The sequence below is a fragment of the Natrialba asiatica DSM 12278 genome, assembly GCF_000337555.1.
In the GTDB taxonomy this organism is placed as follows: Archaea; Halobacteriota; Halobacteria; order Halobacteriales; family Natrialbaceae; genus Natrialba; species Natrialba asiatica.
In genome coordinates, this window is the sequence record NZ_AOIO01000040.1 from 260,022 (window position 1) to 285,774 (window position 25,753).

Genomic DNA, 25,753 nt, shown 5'->3' on the forward strand with positions numbered 1-25,753 from the left:
AAAGAGAAGGGGCGGGACTACTTTTGCATTCGGATTTCGGCGCGTCAGTGCCTCTCGGTGCCAAATTCGCCGCTATGTGGTATCACGAATCGCGGTATCGACGCGCATAGAGAGCGGCCGCTACTCGGCCGAGAGGCGTTAAAAGAATAGGGAATGAAAAGACGGCAGCAGCGTTATTCTTCGCTTTCGTTGCCGTTGCCGGTACTCTCGTTGCCGTTACCCGAACTCTCGTTGCCGTTACCGGATTCGTCACCGTTGCCACCGCTTGGCGGCTGTTCCACTTGGATCTCGCCGTGCATTTGGCTCTCGTGGGGACGGCAGAGGTAGTTTTTCATGCTGCTCGTGACCTCGTCAATCGTGAGCGTCTGCGTTTCGCCTTCCTCGTTCATCTGGTCGGTCGAGAGGTCGTTGACGGGTTCGTCGCTGTCGTCGACGATTTCGATATTGTGGTTCTTTCCGTCAAGGTTCTCCCACGTAATTTCGTAGGACTGGCCCTCAAAGAGCACGAGAGTTGGGTTCTCTTCGTCTTCAATGGGGCTTGGTGAAACTCCTTGCCAGGCGCTCATTTCACCGCCGAGTTCGATAGTTTCGACGCCTTCCCAGTCCTCCACGTTGACCTCGTCGCCGTTGCCGTTTTCGCTGCCGTTCCCTTCGTCCGTGTCGTCGCTGCAACCAGCGACAAGCGCGGTCGTGGCCGCGGCACCCGTGATCTTCATCGCAGTCCGCCGTGAAATCGGGTTGTTTCGACTCATCAACTGAGCGTTATAGGCGGATACATAAAAATCACCATCTTCTTCCCCCACAGTGTCATGCGATTTCACACCATGGTCCTGATCTGAAGTAATATCCTATTACCCGTCGAAACAGACGAAAAATAATATATTTATGCCGAAAATGCGGTCTTTTCTGAAATATTCACGCCCCATTCGGGCTATTCAAACCCACCACCAAATCCGGTCGCAGCAACCGAACAGGTTCGGCTGAGGGGGAATGCCGGCTAACATATATTAGATCTTACTGTAGATGATGTGAGAAAACAACCACCACCGTCGGTGGTCGAATCACTCCCGACGGGTTCCGCTCGGGTCGCTTTGCGGCGCTCACGCGAAACCGACGACGAAACCGGTTCGACTCGTCCCGTTCGTCCGGCGCCTACTTCTCGAAGCCGTCTTCGAACCGGAAGGTGCCGTTCCGTTGGACGACCTCACCGTCGACCTCGATGAACGAGTTCTCGCTCATATCGACGATCATATCGACGTGGGCGGCGCTGTCGTTCTGTTCGTTGCCCTCGCCGACGGTGTCGTCGTAGGCCCGTCCGACGGCCATGTGGACCGTATCGCCCATCTTCTCGTCGAAGAGCATGTTGTACGTGAACCGGTCGATATCTCGGTTCATGCCGATGCCGAGTTCACCGAGTCGGCGCGAGCCCGCGTCGGTGTTTAGCACCTCGGTCAGGATTGCTTCGTTTTTCGCCGCCGAGTGCGAGACGACCTCGCCCTCGCTGAACTCGAGGTACACGTCGGTGATTTCCCGTCCCTGGTGGTAGAGCGGCATATCGAACAGGACTTCGCCCTCGACGCTATCGGGTTGTGGGGCGGTGAAGACCTCCCCGCCGGGGAGGTTGTGCTCGCCGTGGTCGTTGATCGTCGGGTTGCCGTCGACGGACATCGTCACGTCCGTCGTGTCGCCGCTGACGATGCGGATCTCGTCGGCGGGATCGAGGATTTCGACCATGTTGGCTTGGTGGGCGCGCTGTTCGTCCCAGTCCTTGTTGACGGCGTCCCAGACGAAGTTCTCGTAGCCCTCGGTGCTCATCTCGGCGAGTTGGGCGTTCGCGGGCGCGGGGAACTGGGTTAGACACCAGCGCGTCGAGAGGCGCTCCTCAAGGACCGGCCCGTGAGCCTGCTGGTAGGCCGAGCTGATTTCGGGGTCGACGTCGCTCGTCTGGGTGACGTTGTCGCTCGCTCGGATGGCGATGTAGACGTCCGTGTGCTCGATGAGCGCGAGTTCGTGTTGGGGCGTTTCGAACTCGCCGTCGCTGGCGCGCAGGAACGCACGCTGTTGGCGCTTTCCGGTGCGCTGGCTCGTCGTGACCGGATTCGCCCCCTGCTCCCCGATGACTTCGTAGAGTGCGACGACGAGGTCCTCGGCGACCGGGTGCGCGTCGATGATGACGTTGTCTCCTTCTTGGAGATCGACCGAATGATTCGCGATAATCTCGGCATGGTTTCGGATTCGCGGGTCCATACCGGAGATGTATTCGCAGTGTTGGGATACCATTTTCGAATCGAAAGCCTTCGCCGGTCCCACTTATCGCCCCGCGTCGCCGTCTGCCAGGAAAATGCCGAGGTAGATCGCGACCAGCGCACAGGCGATGCCGACGGCGAACGAGAGTGTGAACGGCGAGTCGAGTGTGCGTGTGCTGTCGTCGAATAGCCAGCCGCTGAATCCGACGACGAGCAGTGCCAGCGAGGCGAGCCGGAGCACCGAGATGAGCCGGTGGCCACGGCGGCCACCATCGGCTCGCGACCGAGCGTCTGCGGGCGGCTGGCTGCGCCCGCTTTCACGTGCGCGTCGGATTGATCGCCGCGTCGTGCGCTGATCGCCGTTCGGTTCGGTTTCGACTGCGGCTCTCTCTTCGGGGTCGGTTTCGAGTTCAGTCTCGGCCTCCCGTCCGTTCGCCCCGGTTCGATTCGATTCAGATGGCATCGTCGGTCCCCGTCGTGTAGTCGGGCGCGTCGGACGGACGGCCGCGGCCATTGCCGGGCTGTGTCCCCACGGTGGAAGCACCGATCGCCTCGCTATCGACGAGTTCCCGACAGAACGAGACGGTTGCGGCGGTCAGGACGAGCGACAGCGGGACCGTCACCGCGAGGGCGACCACGACTCCGAGGACGGGTATCGCGCTCACGAGCACCGACAGGACGAGGGAAACGGCGATTCCGATGCCGGCGTGCCAGAGCGCGAACCGAAGGTACGCGCCGCCATCCGTCGCGAACTCGTACGATCGGCGGAGTGCGTCGAGAAACCGCGCGTCGGCGACGACGAACAGGAACGGAGCCGCGTAGAAGAGATAGGCCAGGACGAGCACGACGGGAATCGCGAGCACGAGCAGCAGCGGACTGATCAGCGCGAACGGGACGGCCAGCAGCACGAGTCCGAACAGCGCCGCGTGATACAGGATGAATCGCGGCGTGTACCTGACGAGGGACGCAGCGACCGCGATCGGTTCGTCGCGGAGCCGCCGATCGAGCCCGCCGATGTAGACCGCGGCGACCATCGACGCGAGCACGGTGTAGACCACGAGGAGCACGCCGATCGTGCCGAGCGTCGCCCCGCCGATCGAGTCCGGAGAGAGCACGATCGTTTCGAACGGCGTGTCGATCGGTACGTCGATCCCGGTTTCGGTCCCGCCGTAGCTCCCACCACCGGCGGGTGTCGACGCGGGTGGCGTCTCCGTCGGCGTGACTGCCGGTGCCGACGAGCCGGCTGCACCGGTCGCCGAATCGAGTGCACTCGATGCGCCCCCCATCCCCGGACCGGGTGCGTCGACGAACGACCAGAGTTCGAGCAACGGCTCCGGCAGCACGAATTTCGCCGAGATGGTAAAGCCGTTAGTCGGTCCCATCGCTCGCCCGAGTTTACCGAGTTCAGCGAGCGAGAGACAGAGCGGAACGAGCGCGAACGGACGGAGGTCGCCGAACCGACCGAGAACGCGCGAGACGTGGTTCCAGAAGGGGGATGACGATTGGGATGGGGATGACGCGGGCGCTGATGGTGAACTCGATGCCGGTGACTGCGAGCCGTTCGGATCGCGACCACCATCTGCCCTGACCCCACTCGTCCCCGCCCGGTCGGTCGTTGCGGAGTACGAATCACCGTCGGTCGAACCAGAGCGAGATGCGGGGTCCATACGCTCACAACAAATGATGGGTAGTTGAACCCATCGCTGTCGAAGACTGTGACATCCGGCTGTCGTGTGATAGTGATTCGACCGCACACGGGACATAACAGGGTATTTCTTCGGCGACGGGCTACCTCGCGCCATGATCGATCTTCGCTCGGATACCGTAACGACACCCGACGATCGCATGCGCGATGCCGCTCAGTCGGCCGCCGTCGGCGACGACGTCTACCGCGAGGACCCCACCGTCGCCGAACTCGAAACGACCGTCGCCGACCGACTCGGCACCGAGTCGGCGCTTTACTTCCCCTCCGGGACGATGGCGAACCAGGTCGCCGTCAGAGTGCACACCGACCGCGGCCAGGAAGTCCTGGCGGACCGCAAGAGCCACGTCGTCAAATACGAACTCGGCGGTCTCGCCGATCTCTCCGGCCTGCAGGTGCGCATGCTCGACACCGACCGCGGCGCGCCGACGCCCGAGCAGGTCGCCGCCGGTTTCGTCGAGACGGAACTCCACCGCCCGGGGACCGGCCTACTCTGTCTCGAGAACACCCACAACGCGCGCGGCGGACTCGCGATCGACCCGGAGCGGATTGCCGCGGCGGCCGAGGCGGCCCACGATCGCGACGTTCCGGTGCACCTCGACGGCGCGCGCGTGTTCAACGCCGCGACGGCGCTCGACGTACCCGTCACCGAACTCGTCGATCCCGTCGATACCGTCATGATATCGCTCTCGAAGGGCCTCGGCGCGCCCGTCGGATCGATGGTCGCCGGCCCCGAGTCGTTCGTCGAGGACGCCCGCCGCACTCGAAAACTGTTCGGCGGCGGCATGCGCCAGGCCGGGATCATCGCCGCTCCGGCGCTCCGTGCGTTGGAGAACGTCGCCGACCTCGAAATCGATCACGAACACGCACGCGTGCTCGCGGCGGGACTTACGGCTGTCGACGGCTTCGCCGTGCAGGAACCGGAAACGAACATCGTGCTCGCAGACGTCGAGGGCACCGGACTCGACACCGAAACCGTTCTCGACCGCCTGGCGGACCGCGACGTGCTGGCGACGGCGTTCGGCCCGACGACGATCCGGTTCTGTACGCATCGCGACGTCTCGCGGCCCGATATCGACGCGGTACTCGAGCGAATCGACGACGCGTTCTAAGCCATCACCGACCGCCTGTCACGGTCGGTTGTTGGATCGAAACCGAAACCGCTCTTTACCCTATCGCATTCCGTCGCGGAACTCGAGGACCGTCCGCCGGAGCAGCAGGTACGAGAAGAGAATCAGCGATAACAAGATCACGACGATCGCAATGATGACCGGGTCGTCGGGGATGAACTCGAGCATACGCGCCGGGTACAGTGTCAGTGCGCAAAATCGTTTCGACGTGGATCGGCGTGAATTCGGGATCGGCGACTACCACCAGCGGTTTTCGACCAATCGGTCGATCGCCTCCCGAATCGTCGCCTCGTTCCGCGAGAACGTAAACCGAATCCAGTCGGATGCCTCCTCGGCGTCGGTGTAGAAGCTACTCCCCGGCACGGCGGCGACGCCGGCCTCCCGGATCAGCCGATAACAGAACTCGATGTCGTCCTCGTCGGTCGGGTATCGCGTCAGGATGTAGTACGCGCCGTCGGGTTTGACGGGGGCAAGTCCTGCGTCCTGCAGGCCCTCGTAGAGCAAGTCGCGACGCCGCTCGTAGGAGTCGGCGAGTTCAGTGTAGTAGGAGTCGGGGAGCGACAGCGCCTCGACGCCGGCGCGCTGGAACGGCGTTGGCGCGCAGATACTCGTGTAGTCGTGGATCTTCCGGAGTTCTTTCGAGAGGTACTCGGGTGCGAGACAGAAGCCGACGCGCCAGCCGGTGACGCTGAACGTCTTCGACATGCCGGTACAGACGACGGTTCGGTCGGCGAGGTCGCCGACTTCGACGGGGCTGACGTAGTCGTCCGTGTAGACGATGTGCTCGTAGATTTCGTCGGTGAGGACGATGAGGTCGTGCTCGAAGACGATTTCCTCGATGCGCTCGAGTTCCTCGCGCGAGAACACCTTCCCGGTGGGATTCATCGGGGTGTTGAGCACGAGGATGCGGGCGTCCGCGGCGGCCGCGGCGAGTTCGTCGACGTCGATGGTGAGGTCGTCGGTGATGTCGATCGGGACCGCGGTCGCGCCGGCGAACTGGCTCGCCGGAATGTAGCTCTCGTAGACGGGTTCGAAGTAGACGACCTCGTCGCCGGGGCCGGCGAGTGCGAGCATGGTCGACATGAGGGCCTCGCTGGTGCCGCTGGTGATCGTGACCTCGGTTTCGGGGTCGTACGCGACGCCCTTCCACTCGGCGTAGCGCTCGGCGACGGCCTCGCGGAGTTCGGGCAGGCCCCAGGTGATGGTGTACTGGCTGTCGGTTTCGACGGCCTCCTGAGCGGCGGCCTTGATTTCGGGGGGCGTCTCGTCCTCGTCGGGGATGCCCTGCGAGAGGTTGATCGCGCCGCGGTCGATCGCCTCCCTGGTCATCTCGCGGATCACGGACTCGGCGACGCCCGCTGTTCGGGCGCTGCCGACTGCGTCGGCCGTTTCAAGTGTTCCGGCGGGTGGTTCTCGTTCCATCGTCTCACTCCGCGAACTGTCGTTCGAGTAGCGTAACCAGCAGGTACGCGGCGAGTTTCTGGGTGCCCTCGTCGGTGTCGTACCGGGGTGCGACCTCCATCATATCGACGGCGCTGACCGCGTCGGTCGCACCGAGCACTTCCATCGTCTTGAGCGCCTGGTGGGCCGTCAGCCCGCCCGGAACCGGCGTGCCAGTTCCCGGCGCAACGCTCGGGTCGACGCCGTCGATGTCGAAGGAGACGTACACCGCGTCGGTTCCCTCGGCCGCCGACGCGACCGCGTCCGCGACGACCGACGTGATTCCCTGGTCCTCGACGTCGCGCATCGTGTAGAGATCGAGTCCGGTCTCCTCGGCGAACTCGAAGAACTCGGGCGACTCGTAGCCGCGGATGCCGACCTGGCTGACGTTCCCGTAGTCGACGTACTCGGAGTCGGCGATCAGGGCCGTACTGGAGCCGTGGAAGTCGGTTCCGAAGACGGGACTCTCCGAGGTCGTATCGGTGTGTGCGTCGATCTGGACGAACCCGACGTCGTCGTAGTTCCTCCCCTCGGCGAAGCCGCGAACCGCGGGGAACGTACAGTAGTGGTCGCCGCCGAGCATGACCGGAAACGTCTGGGACGCGACCGTCGCCACGTGCGCGGTGATGCTCTCGGCCGTCGTCTCGCCGTCCATCGGGAAGACCGGCACGTCACCGCAGTCCGCGACGGTGAGGTCGTCGAAGTTCACCTGCTTGCCGGTCTGCATGTTCGTTAACCCACCCTTGTAGTCCGAGAGATACGCCCACCAGCCGCTCGCTCGTCGAATCGCCGTCGGGCCGTACCGGGTCCCGGGCCGATTCGAGACCGCCCCGTCGTAGGGAACGCCGAGAACCGCCGCGTCGACGTCCGTCACATCGTCGATGTTCCGCGCGTCTCCCTTGAGAAACGTCCCCAGTCCGGCGTAGGCTAGTTCGACGCCGGCACCGTCGACCGACTCCCGAAAGGCCGCTGCGGGATTGTAATTCGTCACCGGTCAGCCCCCGTTTCGTGCGTCTCGATCGCGTTCCTGCCAGTACGCCGGTCGTCCGTCGTCCGGCCGGTCGCTCGCAGCTGCGTCCACGACAGTTTGGGTGTCATAATTTCACATCCCGGCAAGTGGTTGCCACCCTATCCGTTTCGCGACAGGGACAATAAGGTTACGCCATCGCCCAACCTAGTAACCCAAACCTTGGTGGTCACCCTCGCCCACTGTCTGTGCATGCCACCGGAACTCGACAGACGAACGTACGATCTCCTTCGACTCGTCGATCGCCACGGCCCGATCGGCAGCATCCAGCTCGTCGAGTTGATGCAACTCCACGGCTACGACATCAAAGACCGCACGATCCGGCTCACGCTCTCCGATCTCGACGACCTCGAACTCACCGAGAAGGTCCCCGGCCAGGGTCGGCGACTGACCCAACGCGGCCGCAACGAACTCGAACAGGGCGACGTGAGCAGCCGCCTCGAACAGATCCGCGCCCGGATCGCCGCGCTCACGAGCCGCGTGAGCTACGATCCCATCGAGGACACCGGCGCACTCGTCGCCTCGGCCGCCCACCTCGAATCCGACGCCGTCGACGACGCGCTCGAACTCGTCTCCCGCCTCGAATCGCTCCCGCTCGGTCCCATTCCGATCTCTCTCGAGGACAGCGCACCCGGCGAACCCGGTGATACGCGATTGCTCGTCCCCTCGAGCATCACGCTCGACGGCGTCCTGCTCGCCCACGGCGTCAACGCCGACCTCACGACCGCCGGCATCCTCGAGTACGAACCCGTCCACGTCGACGACGAGTTCAGCGACGGCGACCGACAACTCCAGAGCGGCGGTCGGATCACGCGCTACGTCGACGTGATCAACGGCGAGGGGTCGTCGATCGACGTGATCTCGCTGCTGATCGAGGCCGGGCGCACCGACGTGTTGACGCTGCTCGAAACCGAGAGCGAGGGGCCGGGACTTCTCGTCGGCGACGGCCGACAGTTCCCGATCAACCGGTACGAGGAAGCCCGCGACCTCGCGGTCGCGAGTCGTGACGCGATCGGCGGCGTCCTCGACTTTCGCCGCCCGCGCGAACAGGACAAACTACCGAACGGCAGTTCGGCCTGGGCGTTCGGCTCGCTTACCTACGTCGGCGTCGGTGAACTCGTGCTCGCGGCGCTCAGCGAGGCCGGCCTGACCGACGAGTGGGACACGTTGTACGGCACGGTCGAACGGAACTCGTTCGAACCGGTCGCGGCGGTTGCGCCGACGGCGGCGATCGGCGATTGAGTCCGGTATCGCGGCTCGCGACGATAATTCGGCGAGAATAAAGATGAATTCCGGTGGCAACCGACACGCCCGCTCGGCCAGCGGGCGACGGCTGAACTCGCGTCGCGCTACTCGGTGTTCGCGTCCGTTCCCTGTTCGTCTCGCTGCGCTGTCCCGTAGATCGCCGGCCGTCGGGACGCGAGCACGTCGTCGTAGTCGGTCAGTTTCTTCGCCCGTGCCCGTTCGAGCGCGCACTCGGCGCCGAGTTCGTACTCGCCGGTCGTCGCTGCCGGTCCCGCGAGGGGGACCCCCTCCGGGTCGAGAATAACGCTCTGTCCTTCGAAGGTGACGCCGCGTTCGGTGCCGGCGCGGTCCGCACACGCGACGAACACGCGATTCGAGTTCGCGTGGGCGAGCGCTTGGTGGACGCCGACGGTCCAGCCGCCGGGTCGAGTCGGAGCGTCGTCCGGCGTTCCTGGAACCCAGTTGGTCGGAACGGCGATAATATCGACGCCGGCGCGGGCCTGTGCGATCGTGAGTTCCGGAAACCAGAGGTCGTTACAGATCTGGACGCCGAGGCGACCGAACGGCGTATCGACGACCGCGAGGTCGGTTCCGGGGTCGAACCAGCGGTGTTCCTCGTTCCAGCGGTGGACTTTTCGGTACACGGCCTCGACGCCGGACGGCGAGACGACGAGCGCGCTGTTGTAGTACGCGTCCCCGTCGGCTTCCGGTACGCCGCCGACGATCCAGGTGTCGGTATCGGCGGCGACGTCGCTCCACGCCCGGGCCGTCTCGCCGTCACGCGGTTCCGCCATCGACGCGACCTCCGTTTTTGACTCGAAGACGTACCCCGAGGTTACGAGTTCGGGGAAGACGATCAGGTCGGCGTCGGCGTGCTCGCGGACGAGTTCAACTGTGCGGTTGCGATTGCGTTCGACGGCACCGAACTCGGGGGTGAGCTGGACGGCGACGATTCGGGCGTCGGTTGCGGGGGGTGCATTCGCGTCCGTGCCCGACGCCTTCGCATCTGCGTCCGTTTCTGTTCCCGCTCCCGAATCCGGTTCCGCCGTCACTCCCAGATCCCTCCGGAGAGCCTGTCGATAGCCGTCATCACGACGACCGTCAGGAAGATGAAGACCACGCTGGCGGCCGCGATGGTCGGCGGGTAGGAGTACCGCAGCTGGTTGAAGATCTGGATCGGAATCGTCTGAACGAGGAACAGCGACAGCAGCCACGCGATGATGTACTCGTTCAGCGAGAGGATGAACGCGAACAGCGCGCCCGAGACCACGTTCGCCCGGATCAGCGGGTACGTGATCGTCCGGATCGTCCGGAACGAGGACGCGCCGAGGTTCATCGCGGCTTCCTCGTAAGTGCGGTCGATCTCGTCTAATCCCTGCGAGATCAGGATGAACGGGAACGGGGCGTAGAAGATCCCGTGGGCGATGATGATGCCCAGCCGCGAGCCGGCGAGCGCGAAGCCGCCGATCTCGAGTTCGAGGAAGAACACGAGGAACGCGACCCCGATGATGACCGGCGGAAGCAGAATGGGTAACACGCCGAGCGTCCCGTAGATCGTCCCCCACCGGTAGTCGAAGCGGTCGAGCGCGAACGCGAGTCCGCCGCCGATCGTCGTGCTCAGTAGCGCGGCGGCCCCGGCGATCGTGAGACTGTTGAGCAACGCGTTTCGCCAGTCAGCGGTTCCGAAGAACTCGGCGTACCACTGCAGGGAGAACCCGCCCGGCGGGAACGTGAGGAACTCTTCGGGCGTGAACGAGACCGCGATGATGATTGCGAGCGGGAGGACGACGTACACCATCACCGCTGCGACGTACGCTCGGAACGTCACCCAGATGATGGACTCGCGCGTGTTCGCGTCGATCCGCGTGACCACCGAGTCGAGTGCAGCCGCAAGTCGGCTCCCCGCGGCGGTCAGCCCGACCGTCGCCGCCGCGGTTCCGAGTCCGCTCCGGAACCGGGTCAGCGGTCCGGGGGCGGACGAACGCGCCGGCTGCGACCCGCCGTCCGTCGCTATTTCTTCGGTGCCGCCGAGGCTCGCCGTCGTCACGTTCGTCACGCGGATCAGCACCCAGAGGAACACCAGCACGACGACGATGAGCCCGATGCTCATCGCCGCGCCGAACGGATAGTTGCTCTCGCTCATGACCTGTTGCTCGATCAGCACCGGCAGCGTTCGCTGTGCGGAACTGCCGAGGAGCCGCGGCAGGACGTACGAGCCGAGCGCCAGGATAAAGACGAGCGCAGTGCCGCTCATGACGCCGTTTTTCGACAGCGGCAGCGTCACTCGCCGGAACGTCTTTGCCGGTCCTGCGCCGAGGTTCTTCGACGCCTCGAGCAGTTCGCCGTCGAGATTCCGCAAGCTGCTGTAGAGGGTGAGGATCATGAACGGCAGGAAGACGTAGACCATGCCGGCGACCAGCCCCCAGTAGCCCGGGTAGAACGACTGCGGTTCGTCGAGGAGTCCGAGTGCGACGCCGGCCGAACTCAGGATTCCCCCCGAAGCCAGGATGACCTGCCAGGCGTAGGCCCGGATGACGTAGGTCACCCACAGCGAGGAGATGATCGTAATGAGCAGCACGCTCCGCAGCCACGGTCGATTCATCCGCGCGAGATAGTACGCCATCGGATAGCCGAGCAACAGCGAGAGCCCGGCCGTGACGAGCGCGAGTTCGACCGTCAGCCAGAGCTGCCCGAGATACAGGCCGGGTTCGACGAACGGCCACGTCGACGTGAAACCGATGTCGAGGAACCGGGCGTAGTTCTCGAGCGTAAACCCGATCCGGTACCGTCCGCCAGGAATGTTCTCCCAGAAGCTGAAGACGACCAGCATACACAGCGGGATGAAGAAGACGGCGACCAGCCAGAACAGCGGATACGACAGCGCGTACCACTTCGCTCTCGATTTCAGGCCCGCACGGCCGGATTCGCCCGAACTGGACGGTTCTGCAGTGGATGCCTCTGTGTCGCTCGCAGCGGTCGCTGCGTCGGTGGTGGTGGCAGTTCCGGTTCCAGTTCCGGCATCGGACGAAGTGTCTGGACGATTCGTCATCTATTCCTCCACGATACGGCAGTCGGTGGCCCCGATGGACACCGTCACCCGGTCCCCGGGGCCTCGTTCGTCCAACCCGCTCCGTCGGACGACGACGAGTTCGCGACCGGCGTCGGTTTCGACGCGGAACTCGACGCTGCTGCCCAGGTGGCGTTTGAAGGTGATCTCGCCCTCGAAGACGGTTTCGGGTGCGGGTTGCGTGCCGCCGTCGGCGCTCGGGTTCGTACTCGCGCTGACGGTAGCGTTTGCGGCCGCGTCCGCATCCGATTCGGCCGCCCCAGCGAATCGAATTCGTTCCGGTCGCACGATGACCGAGACGTCGTCGCCGGTCGAGACGCCGTTCTGAGCCGTCGCCTGCACCGTCACATCGGCACACTCGACGGTCGCGTAGCCGTCTTCGATCGCCGTTACCGACCCGTCGAAGATGTTCGCCGTTCCGAGGAAGTCCGCGACGAATCGGGAATCGGGGTCGTTGTACACGTCCTCCGGCGGGCCGACCTGTTCGAATTTCCCGTCGTTCATGACCGCCAGCCGGTCCGACATCGTCAGCGCTTCCTCCTGGTTGTGCGTGACGAAGACGGTCGTAATCCCGATCTCCTGTTGGATACGGCGGAGTTCGACCTGCATCTGCTCGCGCAGTTGCTTGTCCAGACTCGCCAGCGGCTCGTCTAACAACAGCGCCTTCGGCCGCGGTGCGAGCGCCCGTGCCAGGGCGATTCGCTGCTGTTGGCCGCCCGAGAGCTGATCCGGGGTTCGATCGCCGACGCCGGGCAACTCGACGAGTTCGAGCATCTCCTCGACGCGCGCGTCGATCTCCTCGTCGGTGTACTCGCCCGCCGCTTCCATCCCGTAGGCGATGTTCTCGTGGATGGTCATGTGCGGGAACAGCGCGAAGTCCTGGAAGACCATCCCCGTGTCGCGCTCGTACGGCGGCGCGTCGGTCACGTTCTCGCCGTCGATCCGAATGCTGCCGTCCGTCGGCGTTTCGAAGCCCGCAATCGTCCGAAGCGTCGTCGTCTTCCCGCAGCCGGAGGGCCCGACGAGCGTGACGAACTCGCCGCTCTCGATGTCGATGTCGACACCTTTGACCGCGAGGACGCCGCCCGGATACCGCTTCGTCACGCCCGCGAGTGAAATTCCACTCATACCCGATCAGTTGGTGATGAACTCTTCCCAGCGTTGATTGACCCAGTCCTCCTCCTCGACGTAGAGGTCGTAGTTCGGCGTGATCGCTTCGTCGGGACCCGGGCCGGCGATCTGTTCGTAGAGTTCGTCGTCGATTTCGGAGTGTTCGCGGTCGATCGTCGGACTCGTATAGAGGTTTTCGGCGAGTCGGTCCTGGACCGCGGGCTGGCTCGCGTAGTCGATGAACTGCCGGGCTTCCTCCGACAGATCGGTGCTTTCGAGGGTGACCCAGAGCCCGGAGTCGAGTACGGATCCCTCTTCGACGAAGTTCGACTGCACCGGCGCGCCGTCGTCTTGCATGACGCGCGTGATGTCACTGTAGAGCATCCCGGCTGGGACTTCGCCGTCCCGAAGGCGCTGCTGGAAGTCCGCCTCGTTCTCGTACCACATATTCGCCTGGTCGGTGACTCCCTGTAGCTCTTGAAACACCTCCTCGACGCCGTCGCGGTCCTGCAGGATCTCGGGGTCGTCGAACCGCAGTTCCGCGGTGATATCGAGCAGGAACGAGTTCGACGCGTAGCCGAGCAGGCCGAGCGTATTCTCGTACTGGTCGTCCCACAGCGCCTCCCAGCTATCGACCGGCTCCTCGATAACGTCCGTGTTCTGGACGAGGTTAATGTACCAGGAGAGCGCGCCGACGGCCGGAATGCCGCCGTCGCCCTCCATGACGAGGTCGTCGCTGATGTACTCCAGATTCTCGAAGTCGTCTTCACTCCAGATGTGCCACAGATTGGAGTTTAGCCCCTTCAGAACGCCGGTCTGTGCCATGATGGCGACGTCGACCGGTGCCTGTCCGGCGCTGACGGCGTTTTCGTACTGCGTCAGCGCCTCTTCGGAGGTCGGCTGCGCCTCGGACTCGACCTCGATATCGTGTTCGTCCGAGAAGGCCGGGAACAGTTCTTCGTCCATCACCTCTTGGAACACGCCGCCGTAGACTGCAACCGTCAGCGCATTCCCGCCACTATCGAGCATCCCTATACAACCGGCAAGCCCACCGAGAGCCGCGGCGCCTCCCACCGCCGCGCTCGTGCGAAGGAACTCCCGCCGCCCGTTCGTGTTTTGTGCTGGCATACTATTGCCACCTACCCACAGTATCCTGGCTATCCCTACATAAGTGTTCCCACAGTACGGTATGACGTACCACCATTCTTTCGCCCGGAGAGGGGTTGAATGAGATTAGCGGGGTTGTGAACTTCCGAACTACCAATTCTCGCTTATGCGGGTACTATCTGGCTATTCAGCGATAGTGCGGCGTCGATATCGAGTTCAATTTCGACGATTCACGACCAGTCGTCGAGTTCAGCTCGCGGCTGAACGCGGGCGAGCGTCGTCCACTCGGTTGCCACCTCGGCTTCCACGCAGCGGGCGATGAGGCATTCGGACGCGCCGACGCAGGTGAGCGAGGCGAACGCCCAGCCGGGGTCGTCCCACGGAAACGGCCCCGGTTCGCGGGGTCGGCGAGCGTCGATGACGCCCCCCAGGCGATCGCGGGTCGCCGCCGCGAGTTCGTGCGCCCGGTCGTAGTGAGCGAGCGGGAACTCGCGGTTGTCGGCGACCAGCAGACCGGCCTCGGCCTCGAGTGCGGCCCCGACCGACGTCCGCCGGGCTTCGATCAGCAACGACACCATGTCGACCGTCGCGCGCTCGTTCCCGATCACGTCGGTAAACCGCCGGATTGCGCCGCCGTGTGCCGTCGGATCGGGGTCCTCGTAGGGCACCGTCTCCGGATCGGGATGGTACTCGACGACGCCGGTGGTATCGAGGTCGCTGTCGATCCCCTCCGCGAGCAAGACCCCGTCGATCGTCACGCTCGAGGGCGTCGCGATCTCGACGTACTCGGTCCCGTTCCGCTCGCTGAACTCGAGGGACGCGACGACGGGTCCGAGCGGCGAGTCGTCGATTGCGGTTAGAAGGGAGTCAACCCGCGAGCGCGCCGTCGCGGGAACGGTGACGGTGCCGACGACGACGGCACCCTCGTCCGCGAGCGGATCGTAGGTGACGCGGCTCGTCAGATCGGCGAGTCGCTCGCGAACCTGTTCGACCCGGCCGCTCACGCCGCCGCGTTCGAGTTCGGCGCGGCCGGCCGCGGTCAGTCGCCGTCCCTTCCCGCCGACCTTCTCGGTCAGGCCGGCTTCGTCGAGGTCGGCGAGCGTGAGCCGAACCGTTCGTTCGGTGAGCGAGTAGCCCCGCTCCCGGAGGTGCTCGGTGAGGTGGACGCTCCCGATCGGCTCGTGTGCGTCGAGCAGGCGAAGGATGTCGTACGTCCGCCGGTCCGGATCGCTCGTCATGCGTGACTACTGCTGTGCGGCGGATAAATGCGTGGCGAGATCCGCGAAGGCGTCGACGTGGACCTCGATGTCGTCCGCCGTGTGCTGGACGCTGATGGTCCACTGCTGCGAGGCGTCGTGCGGGTGCGGGATGACGCCGCGATTGAGCATGCCGAACCAGTAGGCCTCGTGGAACTCTTCGTCGACGTGCTCCCAGTCGCGGAACGTCCGAATCCGTTCGTCGGTAAAGTACACCATGCCCTGCGAACCGGCGGTCACGACGTGGCCCTCGAGACCGGCATCGTCGATCACATCGCGGTAACCCGCGGCGAGTCGGTCGGCGAGTTCGGCCACGCGATCGTAGGCGTCGTCGGTCAGGATCTCCCGCAGCGTGACTCCGACCGCCCGGAGCGAGAGCGGGTTGCCGTTGTACGTGCCGTAATGGGCGGCACCGGTCGCGACACCCTCGTTCAGATCCGCTGCGATCTGGGACATGAGTTCGCGCCGGCCGCCGAACGCACCGACCGGGTAGCCGCCGCCGATCGCCTTGGCGAGCGCGACGAGATCCGGTTGGATGCCGTAGTACTCGGCCCCGCCGCCGGGTGAGAGTTTGACGCCGGTTTTGACCTCGTCGAAGATCAACACCGCATTGAACTCGTCGGCGAGTTCGCGCAGCCGCTGGAGGAAACAATTTTCCGGTTCGACGACGCCGAGATTGAAACAGGCCGGTTCGACGAGGATGCCGGCGACCTCGCCCTCGTGTGCGCGAAGCAGCCGTTCGACGCTGTCGGCGTCGTTGTACTGCCCGAGAAGGATGTTCTCCGGCACCGATTCGGGGATTCCCTGCGATTCTCTGACCGGCGTCGGGTCGGCTGCCGCCCCGGCGCGGTCGACCGGCGGCATCTTGCTCACGAGCGCCGGATCGTGCGCGCCGTGGTAGGCGCCTTCCATCCGGATGATCTTCTCGCGGCCGGTCGCCGCCCGCGCCAGCCGCATCGCGTGCATCACCGACTCGGTGCCGCTGTTCGTAAACCGCACCTGCTCGATCGCCTCCCAGCGGTCGATCAGCGGCTGCGCCGCGAACTCGAGGAGGTCGCTCGGCCGCGTGTAGAGCGTTCCGTCGTCGATTTGCTCTTTCACGGCCGCGGATAGCTTCTGGTGGGTATGGCCGACGAGTTGGGTGCCGTTGTTCAACGCGAAGTCGAGGTATTCGTTGCCGTCGACATCGATGATGGACGTTCCCTCCGCCCGCCGTGCATGGACGGGATACGGCTCGTACGCCCGAAACGTGCTACAGACACCGGCGGGAACGATTTCACGCAGTTCGTCGGCCATCGCTTCCGAGCTCGACGTCCGTTTCTGGTACTGGTCGTACGCTCGTGCGAGCAGTTCGTCCGTCGACGTGACGTGTGGCGAGTGGGTATCGGTCATCGAATCCCGGAAATACTCTTCCGGTTCTAGCATCTCTTGTAGCGGCAAGCAATATATCTTTCTCTCATTTGGAATTCAATTCGGGGCGTCGGATCGTTCGCGACCCGGCTGACGGATCGATTCGCCTTTCCGCAATGCACACATATACCACGACTGAGATTCCTGGGGTCTCTATGGTCTCTGGAACCGCCTTCTGGCACGACAGTTTCGTCGCGCACGAACCGCCCGCCGGTGAAGGGGAAGCCGAGTGGAGCGGCCGTCTCGCAGTGAAACAACCCCACCCGGACCGGCCCGAGCGCGTACAGAACGTCAGGCACATCCTCCGCCACGAGTTCGGCGACGAGATCGAGTGGAAATCGGCACCGAGCGCGACGGACGACCAACTCCATCGCGTCCACGAACCGGCCCACGTCGACTCGATCGAAGCGTTTTGTGCCGGCGGCGGCGGACGCATCACCGGCGGGACCGGCGCGAACGAAGCGACCGCCCGGGCGGCCCGCCACGCCGCGGGTGCAGCGGCGGCCGCCGCCGAGCACGCCCTCGAACACGGGCTGGAAAACGTGCCCTACGCCTGCGTTCGGCCGAGCGGCCACCACGCCCAGCCGGCGCAGGTGGACGGGTTCTGCTTCTTCAACAACGCCGCCGTCGCGGTCGAGCAAGTGCTCGCCGACGCGACCGTCGACCGGATCGCCGTGCTCGACTGGGACGTTCACCACGGCAACGGCACGCAGGAAATCTTCTACGACCGCGCGGACGTTCTGACGATCAGCGTTCACAACGACCACGACTCCTGGAATCCCGATGCGCACCCCCAGCGCGGCACCGTGGACGAACGCGGCGTCGGCCCGGGCGAAGGATACAACCTGAACGTACCGCTGCCGCCCGGAACCGGCGACCAGGGGTACCGGACGACGATGGATCGGCTCGTCACCCCCGTCCTCGAACAGTACGACCCCGACCTGCTCGTCGTCAGCGCGGGCGGCGACCCCGGCGTCGTCGATCCGCTCGGGCGAAACGTCGTGACGAAAGCCGGCTTCGAATCACTCGGCAGGCGCGCCCGCGAACTCGCGGCGCGCACCGCGGACGGCCGACTCGTCGTCCTGCAGGAAGGGGGCTACCACCCGAGCCACCTCGGGTACGCCATGCTCGGCACGCTCGAGGGAGCGCTCGACCTCGAGTCAGCAGTCGCCGATCCGTTCCCGTGGCTCGACGAGGATTTCGACGCGGCGGCCGACAAACTCGCCGAAATCGTCGACTACTACGCCGACTGGTGGGACTTCGAGTGAGCGACCCGACGGAGACTAAAACTGATTTTTCACCTTGCGCTGACTATAATGTGTTTGCCACCGTTGGTCAAAATGCGCCTCGATCACCGGCTCACCGCGGTGGGAATCGGCCGGTGAACTCGAGGGCTGTCAGGTAGCATCCCCCCCACATCCCCCCATCCACCATCGCCATGCCCTGATCACCCCCAACCACTCCCCAATCCGATCACCCCCGATCATCCTCTCCCTCCCGCTCGCCGCCTCCCCACCGCAGCCGTCTCCGCTGTTCGCCACCCGCTGGCGTCCTCGTCTCTCCTCCACCTTTCGCCGCTTCGACTGCCCGCTCCCGCGGCAGTCGACTCATGTCTTCAGACGACGACCGACTCGACGAGTTCACCGGTCGGCTCGCGGATTTCGCCGGTGAGAGTGGGACCGTCCGTGTCGCTATCACTGTCGCCATCAGCCGTTTCGAGAACGGCGTATCCCGGCCGATGCCCGCGTGGCTGGGCGTAGCTACCGGGATTCAACAGGAGACAATCGTCCGTCCGGACGGCCGTCGGGCGGTGGGTGTGTCCCGAGACGACGACGTCGGCGTCCCGCGAGCGGCCGAACATCGCCAGTCCCGTCTCGCCGCCGTCGCGGCGGTGCGTAACCGCGAAGCGAACGCCGCCCGCCTCGACGACGCGGGCCGCCGGCAACCGGTCGCGAACCGCCGCGCTGTCCGCGTTGCCGTGGACTGCAAACAGGGCCGCACACTCGTCTTGCAACGCCTCGAACGCCGCTGAACTCGTGAAATCGCCCGCGTGAATTACGACGTCCGCGTTTCGGACTGCACGCAGCACGTCTCCGTCGAGTTCGTGTCCGTCGGCGCTGTGGGTGTCCGAGAGAACGGTGATCGTCGTCGCCGATGATTCGGTGTCGGTGTCGGTGTCGGTCATGGCTCCGTCTACGAACGCCGTCCGTGGCATGGGTTTCGGTGTGGTGGTGATAGTGCTACTGTCGGTTTCGTCGGTTCCGCATCGAGGATGGACTCTCAGCAGCCGCGACCCTGCTCGTGTCCGGCATACCTCTTTGGGAACCTGTCTCGATAGTGAACCTGATGGCTACCAGTACCGCCGTCGTCCTCGCTGCGCTGTTTGCAAACGCCGCGATCGCGGTCCTCAAATTCGGCGGCTTCGTGCTCACCGGAAGCCCCGCGATGCTATCGGAGACCTATCACTCGATCTCGGATACGGGCAACCAGGTCTTCCTGCTGATCGGCATCCGCTACGGCGCCCAGGAGCCCACGCGATCGCACCCGTTCGGCCACGGCAAGGCCCAGTTCTTCTACAGCTTCCTCGTGAGCGTCATGCTGTTCGGCATCGCCGGCTGGGAGAGCGCGACACACGGTTACAGCGCACTGCAAGCCGGCGAGGTCCACCGGGCGAACGAGTCGGTGACGCTGCTCGGCGCGACGTTCGACCCGATCTACGTCAACTACGCGGTGTTGCTCGGGGCGATCGCCTTCGAATCCTACGCGTTCTGGAAGGCCTACCAGGGACTCACCGCCCAGATGGAGGAATACGGCTGGGAGTCGTTTCGCGAGGCGTTCCGAAAGACCAGCGACGTGACGACGCTGACCGCACTCACCGAGGACACCATCGCGCTCGTCGGTGCCGGTATCGCCCTCCTCGGCATCTACCTCTCTCGAACGTACGAAAACCCGATCTACGACGCCGGCGCTGCGCTCGTTATCGGCATCCTGCTCATGGGTTTCGCCGTCGCCCTGGCCTGGCAGAACAAGCGCCTCCTGCTCGGCGAGAGCTTACCCGCCCCCGCCGAAAACGAACTCCGCGCCATCGTCGCCGGCTGGGACGGCGTCACCGAACTCGTCGACTTTCGCACCGTCTACTTCGGTGCCGAAGAGTTACTCGTCACCGCTGATGTCGCGTTCGAATCCGAACTCGATGCGGCGACGATCGACGAGCGGATCACCGCCATCGAACGGGCGCTGAAGGAACACGACGATCAGATCCAACGCATCTACATCGAACCCGAAACGTCGCAGTCCGACCGCCTCTGAGCGCGTCGTGACCGCAGGCGCTGACCCGAGACGAACCCTTTTATCGGAGGGGGAACCAATCACCTATCGTGTCCGAGACAGCCGGGTACATGCGCTTTTTCCCGTACGACGAGCCGTACGAGAATCAGCGCGAGGCGATGGACCGCATCCACAACGCGCTCACACGCGGGCAAAACGTACTCTTCGAGGGTGCCTGCGGGACCGGTAAGACGCTCTCTTCGCTGGTCCCCGCCCTCGAGGTCGCCCGCGAACAGGACAAGACCGTCGTCATTACGACGAACGTCCACCAGCAGATGCGCCAGTTCGTCGCGGAAGCCCGCGCGATCACCCGCGAGGAGTCGATCCGCGCCGTCGTCTTCAAAGGCAAGGGCTCGATGTGCCACATCGACGTCGGCTACGAGGAGTGCCAGACGCTCCGGGACAACACCCGCGCCCTCGTCGACGCCGAACAGGACAAACGGCAACTCGAACGCCGCCAGCGCGAACTCCTCCAAGAGAGCCAGGACGGCGACGGCGGCGCGGCCGACGCCCGCAGCGCCGTCATGGACGAACTCGAGTCCATCGAGGAACGCCTCGACGACCTCGAAGACCAGAACGTTTGCGAGTACTACCGGAACAACCTGACCGAAGACACCGAGGCGTTCTTCGGCTGGCTCTTCGAGGACGTTCGCACCCCGGACGAAATTTACGACTACGCAGAGCAGCGCCAGCTTTGCGGCTACGAACTCCTGAAGGAGGGCATCGAGGGCGTCGACCTCGTCGTCTGCAACTACCACCACCTGCTCGATGCCACGATCCGCGAGCAGTTCTTCCGCTGGCTCGGCCGCGATCCCGATGACGTGATCGCCGTCTTCGACGAGGCCCACAACGTCGAGGACGCCGCCCGCGAGCACGCAACCCGGACCTGCTCCGAACGCACGTTCGAGTCCGCGCTGGATGAACTCGCAGACTCGGACGACCCCCGCGCCGAGGACGCCGTGAACGCGCTCTCCGCATTTCATCGGGCGCTCGTCGAAACCTACGAGGATTCCTTCGGCTTCGGCGAGCGCGAACGGATCGGCGAGAGCTGGGAGGACGTCCCGATCGCCAACGAGGGCCGACGCGACGACCTCACGCTCGAGTTCTTACGGCGCTACTCGGGGCAGGGGATCGAGACGGATCTCGAGGCGGCGATGAAACTCGGCCAGGAGTTAGACGAGGAGTACGAAGAGGCCTACCGCGAGGGCGAGACGGCGACGCGAACGGAGTGTCAGACGCTCCAGGCGGCGGCGTTCGTCAGCGCGTGGATGAACGAAGGGGCGAAGGAAGGCCTCTATCCGGTCGTTTCCGTTACCCGAGACGCGGGAACCGACGAGATTTACGGCCGCGCGGAGCTGTACTCCTGTCTGCCCCGGCAGGTCACCGGCCAGTTGTTCGACGAGGTGTCCGCAACCGTTCTGATGAGCGCAACGCTGCAGCCGTTCGACGTGACCGAGGACGTGTTGGGGCTAGAGAAGCCGGTGACGATGGCCTACGGACTGCAGTTTCCCGCGGACAACCGCCGGACCTACGCCGTCGAGACGCCGCCGCTTTTCTCTTCGGACCGGGACGACTCGGCGGTCCAGGCGGCTGTCACGGAAACGATCCACGACGCCGTTCGCATGACGCCCGGGAACACGCTCGCCTTTTTCCCGAACTACGGGGAAGCGAGTCGGTACGCCGAACGACTCGAGAACCGTTCGGAACGGCAGGTCTACCTCGACGAGCCCGGTGTTGCCGTCGAGGAGTTGCGACAGGAGTTCATCGCGGCCGACGACGCCGTCCTCTGTACTTCGTTGTGGGGGACGCTCGCGGAGGGTGTGAGCTTCGACGGCGAGGATGCCCGAACCGTACTCGTCGTCGGCGTTCCGTACCCCCACCTCGACGACCGGGCCGAGGCGGTCCAGGAGGCCTACGACGCGGCCTTCGAGGGAACCGAGACCGGCTGGCGATACGCGGTCGAGATTCCGACCGTCCGCAAGACCAGACAGGCGCTCGGCCGAGTCATCCGCTCGCCCGAAGACATCGGCGTCCGCGCGCTACTCGACCGACGCTACTCGAAGCAGGCGAAATCTGATCTCGGCAAGTACAGCGTCAACAGTACCTTTCCGTACGAACAACGACAGGAGCTACTCGATATCGGCTCGGACAAACTCAAGTTCGCAATGCGAAACTTCTACGGCGACCACGGTTGCTACAGTGGCGACCCGCCAGCACCCTGATTTGGCACGGGCGCTTTCGACGCTCGCTTGCTCACTCGATCGTCACGTGTCCAACACCGCCAATCAGCATCACAACGTACGTTCCGCCGTCCTCAACTGCTACTTCGAACGACTCCTCGTCCGCCGTGATCGTCCGAGTATCGATGATGCCGTTTTCTTCGTGATCCAGTCGAAATCCGATCCCCTCGCGTTCGAGGTCCGAGCTCCCGTTCTCGCCGTCACCGAGCGGAAATATCTCCTCGATCTCCACCGTGATTGCCAGTTCCGATCCCGCGTCGGCGCTGAACTCGACGACTTCGTCCTCGCCGATCGTCGTATCGACGCCACCGCCGGCAAGGAGCCCGGTACAGCCTGCAAACGGGACGGTTGCAGCGAGTGCCACGACAGAACGTCGGTTCATAGAACAGAGACGCGATAGTAGCCACGAATAGTTTCTGGCCGAACTGCCGTGTCTCGTGTGCCTTCCCGTTACTGCGGCTGAAGGCTGGATTCGGACGCGGCCGACTCCCAGGCCTCGTACCCGCCGTCCATGCTCGCAACGGATTCTGCGTCGCCGTACTCGTCGATGAGTCGAGCGGCCTGGATCGAGGTCTTGCCGATATAGCAGTAGACGATAACCTCGTCGGCCCAGTCGCGGTCGACGACCGTCTCCTCGAGTTCGTCGATCGTGACGTGTTCGGCACCGGGGAGATGGCCGTCGTCGTAGGCCGCGTCCTCGCGGACGTCGATCAGGTCGAGTTGGTCGTCGCTGTCGAGGCGGTTGCGGACCGTTTCGGGGGAGAGTTCGTCGATCATTGTCTGAAGTATCGTTCGGAGGGACTATTGTTTTTGGAGGTAGATGCGATAGGTTGCGTCGCCGCTTCGCCACACCTTCGCTTCGGCGTCGTCGCCGACGGCTCGGGGGACGTTTTCGGTGCAGGGGACGTGGTCCGTCTCCTGGACGAGGAGGTCGCCCGGTTCGAGCCGCTGGAGGCCCTTTTTGGCCTCGACTTGCGGGTACGGACAGACCTCGCCCATCATGTCCTGGACGAGGTCGGCCTCCTCGAAGAGTTCGGCTGCGTCGTCGTCGCTCAGTTCGTCCGGGGTGTTCGTTACGTCGTCGATTGATGGCATGTGTCTGTGTGTGCGTATGTGCGTGTGCTGATTCTGTGCTGATTCTGTGCTAATTCGGCGGTAGTTGACGACCGATTCGACCGGAGACGGGGCCGGACGGGCGAGGACGGCGCGTCAGATGGCACAGCCGACCTCGCGGTAGATCCAGTGGGTCATCACGTAGACGCCGGCGACGATGCCGACCGCGGCGATGAACGAGTGGACCGACAGCTCGGCGATGCCCGAGTAGATGTTCCCGATGTTACAGCCGGGGGCGAGTCGGGAGCCGGTTCCCATGAGGAGCCCGCCGACGACCGCGTTCGGGAGTCGCCGGCGCTTCGGCACGCGGACCGCGAAGTCCCCGCTCCAGAGAGCCGCGAGAAACGCGCCGACGATGACGAACGCGATCATCACCATGTCGACGGTCACGTCGACGCCCTGGCCCTGGAAGAGCACGGAGCCCCAATACTCGAACGAGTTCGTCTCGACGCCGACCTGCGAGAGCAGGTAGCCGGTCCAGCGGGATTCGGGGCCGGTCACGCCGACGATCGAGTGCTGGGTGAACCAGAGCACGGCGGCGGCGGTGATCCCGAGGGCGGCGGTGCGGGGGTCCCAGGGCTGCTTGCTCGCGGCGATCGGGTTTCGCCACGCGCGAGCGAGACCGCGAGCGTAGGCGGCCGTCCCGCGGGCGAACTGGCGCAATCCGACGATCGGCGCGCGAAATGCGGCGAGGTTCAACTGGGCCGCGTCCGCGCGCTCGGCGAACGCGGCGGTCGTCGAGGCCCGTCCGATGAGGGTGGCGTACCCGAGCAGCGCGACGAGCGCGACGCCGACGCCGAGCAGTCCCGCCGGGATCGACGTGACGGTAAACAGGCTGACGCCCTCGCCCACCGTTAGCGCCGCGAAGTACGTGCTATCGAGCGTCGGGAAGGCAACGGTAAACGCCGCGTAGCCGATGCCCATACAGAGCAGCGTGAGCCAGAACTGCAGGTAGCCCTCGCCGGCCCGGTAAAGCGTGCCGCTGGCGCAGCCGCCGGCGTAGGTCATCCCGATTCCGAAGATGAACCCGCCGACGAGTCCGGTGAACCCCCACTGGGGCGTCCAGAACGTCTGATAGTACCCGAACTGATAGGCGATCCCCCAGAAGACCATCGTCAGGAGCGTCGCAGCGAGAACGCCCTTCGTGACGCGAGAGTCTTTGTACGCGAAGAAGTCCCGAAAGGCGTTCACGAAGCAGAACCGTCCCTTCTGGAGGAACGCCCCCAGCGCGGTCCCGACGAGCGCTGCAACGAGTAGTGTCGAAAGCACCACCGAAAAACAGCGCCTTGCCGGCCTTAACTCGCGTCCAGCCGGATGACTATTCCCCCACTCCTGACGAACTCGAGTCGCCGAATTCGGCCGGTAACGGCTTCTCTCGGTGACGAACGTCGTGGACTGGCGTCTCTGTGGCTACTAGCTACCAGCAGCATTTGCACCTATCGCGTACCGCCGATTGCGGGGACGAAATGCGACAATGACGACGACTACAACGACTGTGACGACAACGGCACGCGACTCGCCGGTACCTTTTCCGTGCCGTTCCAGAACTCGAGTTCAGTGACGGTCCAGGTGATCGGGTCGATCTCGCGGTCGGCCAGTCGCCGCGCGGTTGCAGTGTCGCCGCCGCGAGCGAGGGTGATGTGAGGGACGTAGTCGTCGCCTTCGAGGTCGTCGACGGGATCGAAGATCTCGATGAGTTGGGAGTGAATGGCCTCGAGACCGGGGCTGTCGACGCTGAGGTAGACAACGGGTGCGGAGCCGATCGGCGGGTCGTCGAAGTAGTCGATACCGGTGATCGTCGCGTCGACGGCGGCCGTGTTTTCGAGCGCACGGTGGGTCCGACGCTGGAGGTGAGTGAGGTGTGTCCGTGAGGCATCGCCGAGCCGTTTGAGGAGACACGAGTGGGTCCGGCGGACGTGCTCGAAGGCGACGAGTTCGGGATGGAGATCGGTAGCGAGTTTGCGGACGCGGCCGGGGACGGGGGCGATAACGCTGTACACGCGTCGAGTCGACTAGTGATTGTGGTGGGGAACGTTTGAGCGTTCTGTTCCCGTTTTTGCGTTTTGTTACGCGTGCGAGCGCGCAAATCGCACCTCGCTGATTCAGCGCCACTTACAACCGGTCGAGCAGCCACAGGCCGATCAGGACGAGGACTGCAAGCATGAGCAGCGGCTGGAGGATTCCGATGAGGGTGCCGACGATCGCCTGTACGACCTCGATGACGAGCAAGAGGGCGACTAACACGAGGACGAGTTTCAGGAGGGTTTCGACCGCGAGTGCGCCACGAGTGTCGATCATAACTCGTGCTTTGTCAGGCAAATTGAAAAACACTC

At 64.5% G+C, this 25,753-nt stretch carries 26 protein-coding genes; 5 read left to right on the forward strand and 21 right to left on the reverse strand.

The window, feature by feature from the left end; translation table 11 throughout:
* Nucleotides 1-173: 173 nt before the first annotated feature.
* The 4 genes from C481_RS18850 to C481_RS18865 all read right to left on the reverse strand — a co-directional run bounded on the left by C481_RS18850 (nucleotide 174) and on the right by C481_RS18865 (nucleotide 3,913).
* Nucleotides 174-752: a plastocyanin/azurin family copper-binding protein gene (locus tag C481_RS18850; RefSeq protein ID WP_049904760.1), complete on the reverse strand. Its 579-nt coding sequence runs from the start codon at nucleotides 750-752 to the stop codon at nucleotides 174-176.
* 400 nt (nucleotides 753-1,152) lie between these two features.
* A complete protein-coding gene (locus C481_RS18855) occupies nucleotides 1,153-2,247 on the reverse strand; it encodes an aminopeptidase (protein WP_006110929.1) in 1,095 nt (364 codons plus the stop codon).
* A 63-nt stretch (nucleotides 2,248-2,310) separates the two neighbouring features.
* Nucleotides 2,311-2,709: a hypothetical protein gene (locus C481_RS23100; protein ID WP_006110930.1), complete on the reverse strand. Its 399-nt coding sequence runs from the start codon at nucleotides 2,707-2,709 to the stop codon at nucleotides 2,311-2,313.
* A complete protein-coding gene (locus C481_RS18865; protein WP_006110931.1) occupies nucleotides 2,699-3,913 on the reverse strand; it encodes a hypothetical protein in 1,215 nt (404 codons plus the stop codon). Before C481_RS18865 ends, C481_RS23100 begins: the two co-directional genes overlap by 11 nt.
* A gap of 133 nt (nucleotides 3,914-4,046) precedes the next feature.
* On the opposite strand from C481_RS18865, the gene C481_RS18870 reads away from it, so the two are divergent.
* Entirely contained in the window at nucleotides 4,047-5,060 is a 1,014-nt protein-coding gene (locus C481_RS18870) for a threonine aldolase family protein (protein ID WP_006110932.1), read from the forward strand.
* A gap of 60 nt (nucleotides 5,061-5,120) precedes the next feature.
* Here the strand turns inward: C481_RS18870 and C481_RS23010 are convergent, their stop codons facing one another.
* The 3 genes from C481_RS23010 to speB form a co-directional block, all read right to left on the reverse strand.
* A complete protein-coding gene (locus tag C481_RS23010) occupies nucleotides 5,121-5,246 on the reverse strand; it encodes a DUF7859 family protein (RefSeq protein WP_006110933.1) in 126 nt (41 codons plus the stop codon).
* A gap of 69 nt (nucleotides 5,247-5,315) precedes the next feature.
* Nucleotides 5,316-6,500, reverse strand: coding sequence for a pyridoxal phosphate-dependent aminotransferase (locus tag C481_RS18875; protein ID WP_006110934.1), 1,185 nt, complete (start codon nucleotides 6,498-6,500; stop codon nucleotides 5,316-5,318).
* A 4-nt stretch (nucleotides 6,501-6,504) separates the two neighbouring features.
* Complete coding sequence (gene speB / locus C481_RS18880; protein WP_006110935.1) at nucleotides 6,505-7,509, reverse strand: agmatinase; 1,005 nt, start codon at nucleotides 7,507-7,509, stop codon at nucleotides 6,505-6,507.
* 228 nt (nucleotides 7,510-7,737) lie between these two features.
* On the opposite strand from speB, the gene C481_RS18885 reads away from it, so the two are divergent.
* Nucleotides 7,738-8,787, forward strand: coding sequence for a DUF128 domain-containing protein (locus C481_RS18885; protein ID WP_006110936.1), 1,050 nt, complete (start codon nucleotides 7,738-7,740; stop codon nucleotides 8,785-8,787).
* 107 nt (nucleotides 8,788-8,894) lie between these two features.
* Here the strand turns inward: C481_RS18885 and C481_RS18890 are convergent, their stop codons facing one another.
* The 6 genes from C481_RS18890 to C481_RS18915 form a co-directional block, all read right to left on the reverse strand.
* Complete coding sequence (locus C481_RS18890; protein ID WP_006110937.1) at nucleotides 8,895-9,842, reverse strand: nitrilase-related carbon-nitrogen hydrolase; 948 nt, start codon at nucleotides 9,840-9,842, stop codon at nucleotides 8,895-8,897.
* On the reverse strand, nucleotides 9,839-11,839 hold the full coding sequence (locus C481_RS18895; protein WP_006110938.1) for an ABC transporter permease subunit: 2,001 nt from the start codon (nucleotides 11,837-11,839) through the stop codon (nucleotides 9,839-9,841). The genes C481_RS18890 and C481_RS18895 overlap by 4 nt, the downstream gene beginning before the upstream one ends.
* On the reverse strand, nucleotides 11,840-12,985 hold the full coding sequence (locus tag C481_RS18900; RefSeq protein ID WP_006110939.1) for an ABC transporter ATP-binding protein: 1,146 nt from the start codon (nucleotides 12,983-12,985) through the stop codon (nucleotides 11,840-11,842).
* Nucleotides 12,986-12,991: 6 nt separating this feature from the next.
* Nucleotides 12,992-14,095, reverse strand: coding sequence for an ABC transporter substrate-binding protein (locus C481_RS18905; protein ID WP_049904761.1), 1,104 nt, complete (start codon nucleotides 14,093-14,095; stop codon nucleotides 12,992-12,994).
* Nucleotides 14,096-14,304: 209 nt separating this feature from the next.
* Entirely contained in the window at nucleotides 14,305-15,312 is a 1,008-nt protein-coding gene (locus C481_RS18910) for an NrpR regulatory domain-containing protein (protein WP_006110941.1), read from the reverse strand.
* Nucleotides 15,313-15,318: 6 nt separating this feature from the next.
* Nucleotides 15,319-16,722, reverse strand: coding sequence for an aspartate aminotransferase family protein (locus C481_RS18915; protein ID WP_049904762.1), 1,404 nt, complete (start codon nucleotides 16,720-16,722; stop codon nucleotides 15,319-15,321).
* Nucleotides 16,723-16,895: 173 nt separating this feature from the next.
* Between C481_RS18915 and C481_RS18920 the strand changes: the two genes are divergently transcribed.
* Complete coding sequence (locus C481_RS18920; RefSeq protein ID WP_006110943.1) at nucleotides 16,896-18,008, forward strand: arginase family protein; 1,113 nt, start codon at nucleotides 16,896-16,898, stop codon at nucleotides 18,006-18,008.
* Nucleotides 18,009-18,213: 205 nt separating this feature from the next.
* On the opposite strand, the gene C481_RS21995 is transcribed toward C481_RS18920, so the two are convergent.
* Both C481_RS21995 and C481_RS18925 read right to left on the reverse strand, forming a co-directional pair.
* On the reverse strand, nucleotides 18,214-18,351 hold the full coding sequence (locus C481_RS21995; protein WP_161605640.1) for a hypothetical protein: 138 nt from the start codon (nucleotides 18,349-18,351) through the stop codon (nucleotides 18,214-18,216).
* Between the two features lie 4 nt (nucleotides 18,352-18,355).
* Nucleotides 18,356-18,925, reverse strand: a complete 570-nt coding sequence (locus C481_RS18925) for a metallophosphoesterase (RefSeq protein ID WP_049904763.1) — start codon at nucleotides 18,923-18,925, stop codon at nucleotides 18,356-18,358.
* Between the two features lie 161 nt (nucleotides 18,926-19,086).
* Here C481_RS18925 and C481_RS18930 point away from each other — a divergent pair, with 161 nt between their 5' ends.
* Complete coding sequence (locus C481_RS18930; RefSeq protein ID WP_006110945.1) at nucleotides 19,087-20,049, forward strand: cation diffusion facilitator family transporter; 963 nt, start codon at nucleotides 19,087-19,089, stop codon at nucleotides 20,047-20,049.
* An 89-nt stretch (nucleotides 20,050-20,138) separates the two neighbouring features.
* A complete protein-coding gene (locus tag C481_RS18935; protein WP_006110946.1) occupies nucleotides 20,139-22,289 on the forward strand; it encodes an ATP-dependent DNA helicase in 2,151 nt (716 codons plus the stop codon).
* A 31-nt stretch (nucleotides 22,290-22,320) separates the two neighbouring features.
* Here C481_RS18935 and C481_RS18940 read toward each other — a convergent pair whose 3' ends face one another.
* The 6 genes from C481_RS18940 to C481_RS18965 all read right to left on the reverse strand — a co-directional run bounded on the left by C481_RS18940 (nucleotide 22,321) and on the right by C481_RS18965 (nucleotide 25,718).
* The gene (locus C481_RS18940; RefSeq protein ID WP_006110947.1) at nucleotides 22,321-22,689 is read right to left on the reverse strand and encodes a hypothetical protein; all 369 of its coding nucleotides are present in this window, start codon (nucleotides 22,687-22,689) and stop codon (nucleotides 22,321-22,323) included.
* 68 nt (nucleotides 22,690-22,757) lie between these two features.
* Nucleotides 22,758-23,084 (reverse strand): rhodanese-like domain-containing protein, encoded by a 327-nt coding sequence (locus C481_RS18945; RefSeq protein ID WP_006110948.1) that lies wholly within the window; start codon nucleotides 23,082-23,084, stop codon nucleotides 22,758-22,760.
* Between the two features lie 24 nt (nucleotides 23,085-23,108).
* Complete coding sequence (locus tag C481_RS18950) at nucleotides 23,109-23,402, reverse strand: sulfurtransferase TusA family protein (protein WP_006110949.1); 294 nt, start codon at nucleotides 23,400-23,402, stop codon at nucleotides 23,109-23,111.
* 114 nt (nucleotides 23,403-23,516) lie between these two features.
* Entirely contained in the window at nucleotides 23,517-24,689 is a 1,173-nt protein-coding gene (locus C481_RS18955; RefSeq protein ID WP_006110950.1) for a YeeE/YedE family protein, read from the reverse strand.
* A gap of 215 nt (nucleotides 24,690-24,904) precedes the next feature.
* The gene (locus tag C481_RS18960) at nucleotides 24,905-25,420 is read right to left on the reverse strand and encodes a 2'-5' RNA ligase family protein (protein WP_006110951.1); all 516 of its coding nucleotides are present in this window, start codon (nucleotides 25,418-25,420) and stop codon (nucleotides 24,905-24,907) included.
* A 112-nt stretch (nucleotides 25,421-25,532) separates the two neighbouring features.
* Nucleotides 25,533-25,718: a DUF7554 family protein gene (locus tag C481_RS18965; protein ID WP_006110952.1), complete on the reverse strand. Its 186-nt coding sequence runs from the start codon at nucleotides 25,716-25,718 to the stop codon at nucleotides 25,533-25,535.
* Nucleotides 25,719-25,753 lie beyond the last annotated feature (35 nt).

Excerpts from the sequence above, each read along its gene's own strand:
- C481_RS18935 (WP_006110946.1), top strand. The coding sequence starts at position 20,139 with ATGCGCTTTTTCCCGTACGACGAGCCGTACGAGAATCAGCGCGAGGCG.
- C481_RS18965 (WP_006110952.1), bottom strand. The coding sequence starts at position 25,718 with ATGATCGACACTCGTGGCGCACTCGCGGTCGAAACCCTCCTGAAACTC.
- C481_RS18920 (WP_006110943.1), top strand. The coding sequence starts at position 16,896 with ATGGTCTCTGGAACCGCCTTCTGGCACGACAGTTTCGTCGCGCACGAA.
- C481_RS18900 (WP_006110939.1), bottom strand. The coding sequence starts at position 12,985 with ATGAGTGGAATTTCACTCGCGGGCGTGACGAAGCGGTATCCGGGCGGC.
- C481_RS18850 (WP_049904760.1), bottom strand. The coding sequence starts at position 752 with ATGAGTCGAAACAACCCGATTTCACGGCGGACTGCGATGAAGATCACG.
- C481_RS18940 (WP_006110947.1), bottom strand. The coding sequence starts at position 22,689 with ATGAACCGACGTTCTGTCGTGGCACTCGCTGCAACCGTCCCGTTTGCA.
- C481_RS18925 (WP_049904763.1), bottom strand. The coding sequence starts at position 18,925 with ATGACCGACACCGACACCGACACCGAATCATCGGCGACGACGATCACC.
- C481_RS18905 (WP_049904761.1), bottom strand. The coding sequence starts at position 14,095 with ATGCCAGCACAAAACACGAACGGGCGGCGGGAGTTCCTTCGCACGAGC.
- C481_RS18865 (WP_006110931.1), bottom strand. The coding sequence starts at position 3,913 with ATGGACCCCGCATCTCGCTCTGGTTCGACCGACGGTGATTCGTACTCC.
- C481_RS18950 (WP_006110949.1), bottom strand. The coding sequence starts at position 23,402 with ATGCCATCAATCGACGACGTAACGAACACCCCGGACGAACTGAGCGAC.
- C481_RS18930 (WP_006110945.1), top strand. The coding sequence starts at position 19,087 with ATGGCTACCAGTACCGCCGTCGTCCTCGCTGCGCTGTTTGCAAACGCC.
- C481_RS18895 (WP_006110938.1), bottom strand. The coding sequence starts at position 11,839 with ATGACGAATCGTCCAGACACTTCGTCCGATGCCGGAACTGGAACCGGA.
- C481_RS23100 (WP_006110930.1), bottom strand. The coding sequence starts at position 2,709 with ATGCCATCTGAATCGAATCGAACCGGGGCGAACGGACGGGAGGCCGAG.
- C481_RS18910 (WP_006110941.1), bottom strand. The coding sequence starts at position 15,312 with ATGACGAGCGATCCGGACCGGCGGACGTACGACATCCTTCGCCTGCTC.
- C481_RS18855 (WP_006110929.1), bottom strand. The coding sequence starts at position 2,247 with ATGGACCCGCGAATCCGAAACCATGCCGAGATTATCGCGAATCATTCG.
- C481_RS18915 (WP_049904762.1), bottom strand. The coding sequence starts at position 16,722 with ATGACCGATACCCACTCGCCACACGTCACGTCGACGGACGAACTGCTC.
- C481_RS18875 (WP_006110934.1), bottom strand. The coding sequence starts at position 6,500 with ATGGAACGAGAACCACCCGCCGGAACACTTGAAACGGCCGACGCAGTC.
- C481_RS21995 (WP_161605640.1), bottom strand. The coding sequence starts at position 18,351 with ATGAGTCGACTGCCGCGGGAGCGGGCAGTCGAAGCGGCGAAAGGTGGA.
- C481_RS18945 (WP_006110948.1), bottom strand. The coding sequence starts at position 23,084 with ATGATCGACGAACTCTCCCCCGAAACGGTCCGCAACCGCCTCGACAGC.
- C481_RS18885 (WP_006110936.1), top strand. The coding sequence starts at position 7,738 with ATGCCACCGGAACTCGACAGACGAACGTACGATCTCCTTCGACTCGTC.
- C481_RS18870 (WP_006110932.1), top strand. The coding sequence starts at position 4,047 with ATGATCGATCTTCGCTCGGATACCGTAACGACACCCGACGATCGCATG.
- C481_RS23010 (WP_006110933.1), bottom strand. The coding sequence starts at position 5,246 with ATGCTCGAGTTCATCCCCGACGACCCGGTCATCATTGCGATCGTCGTG.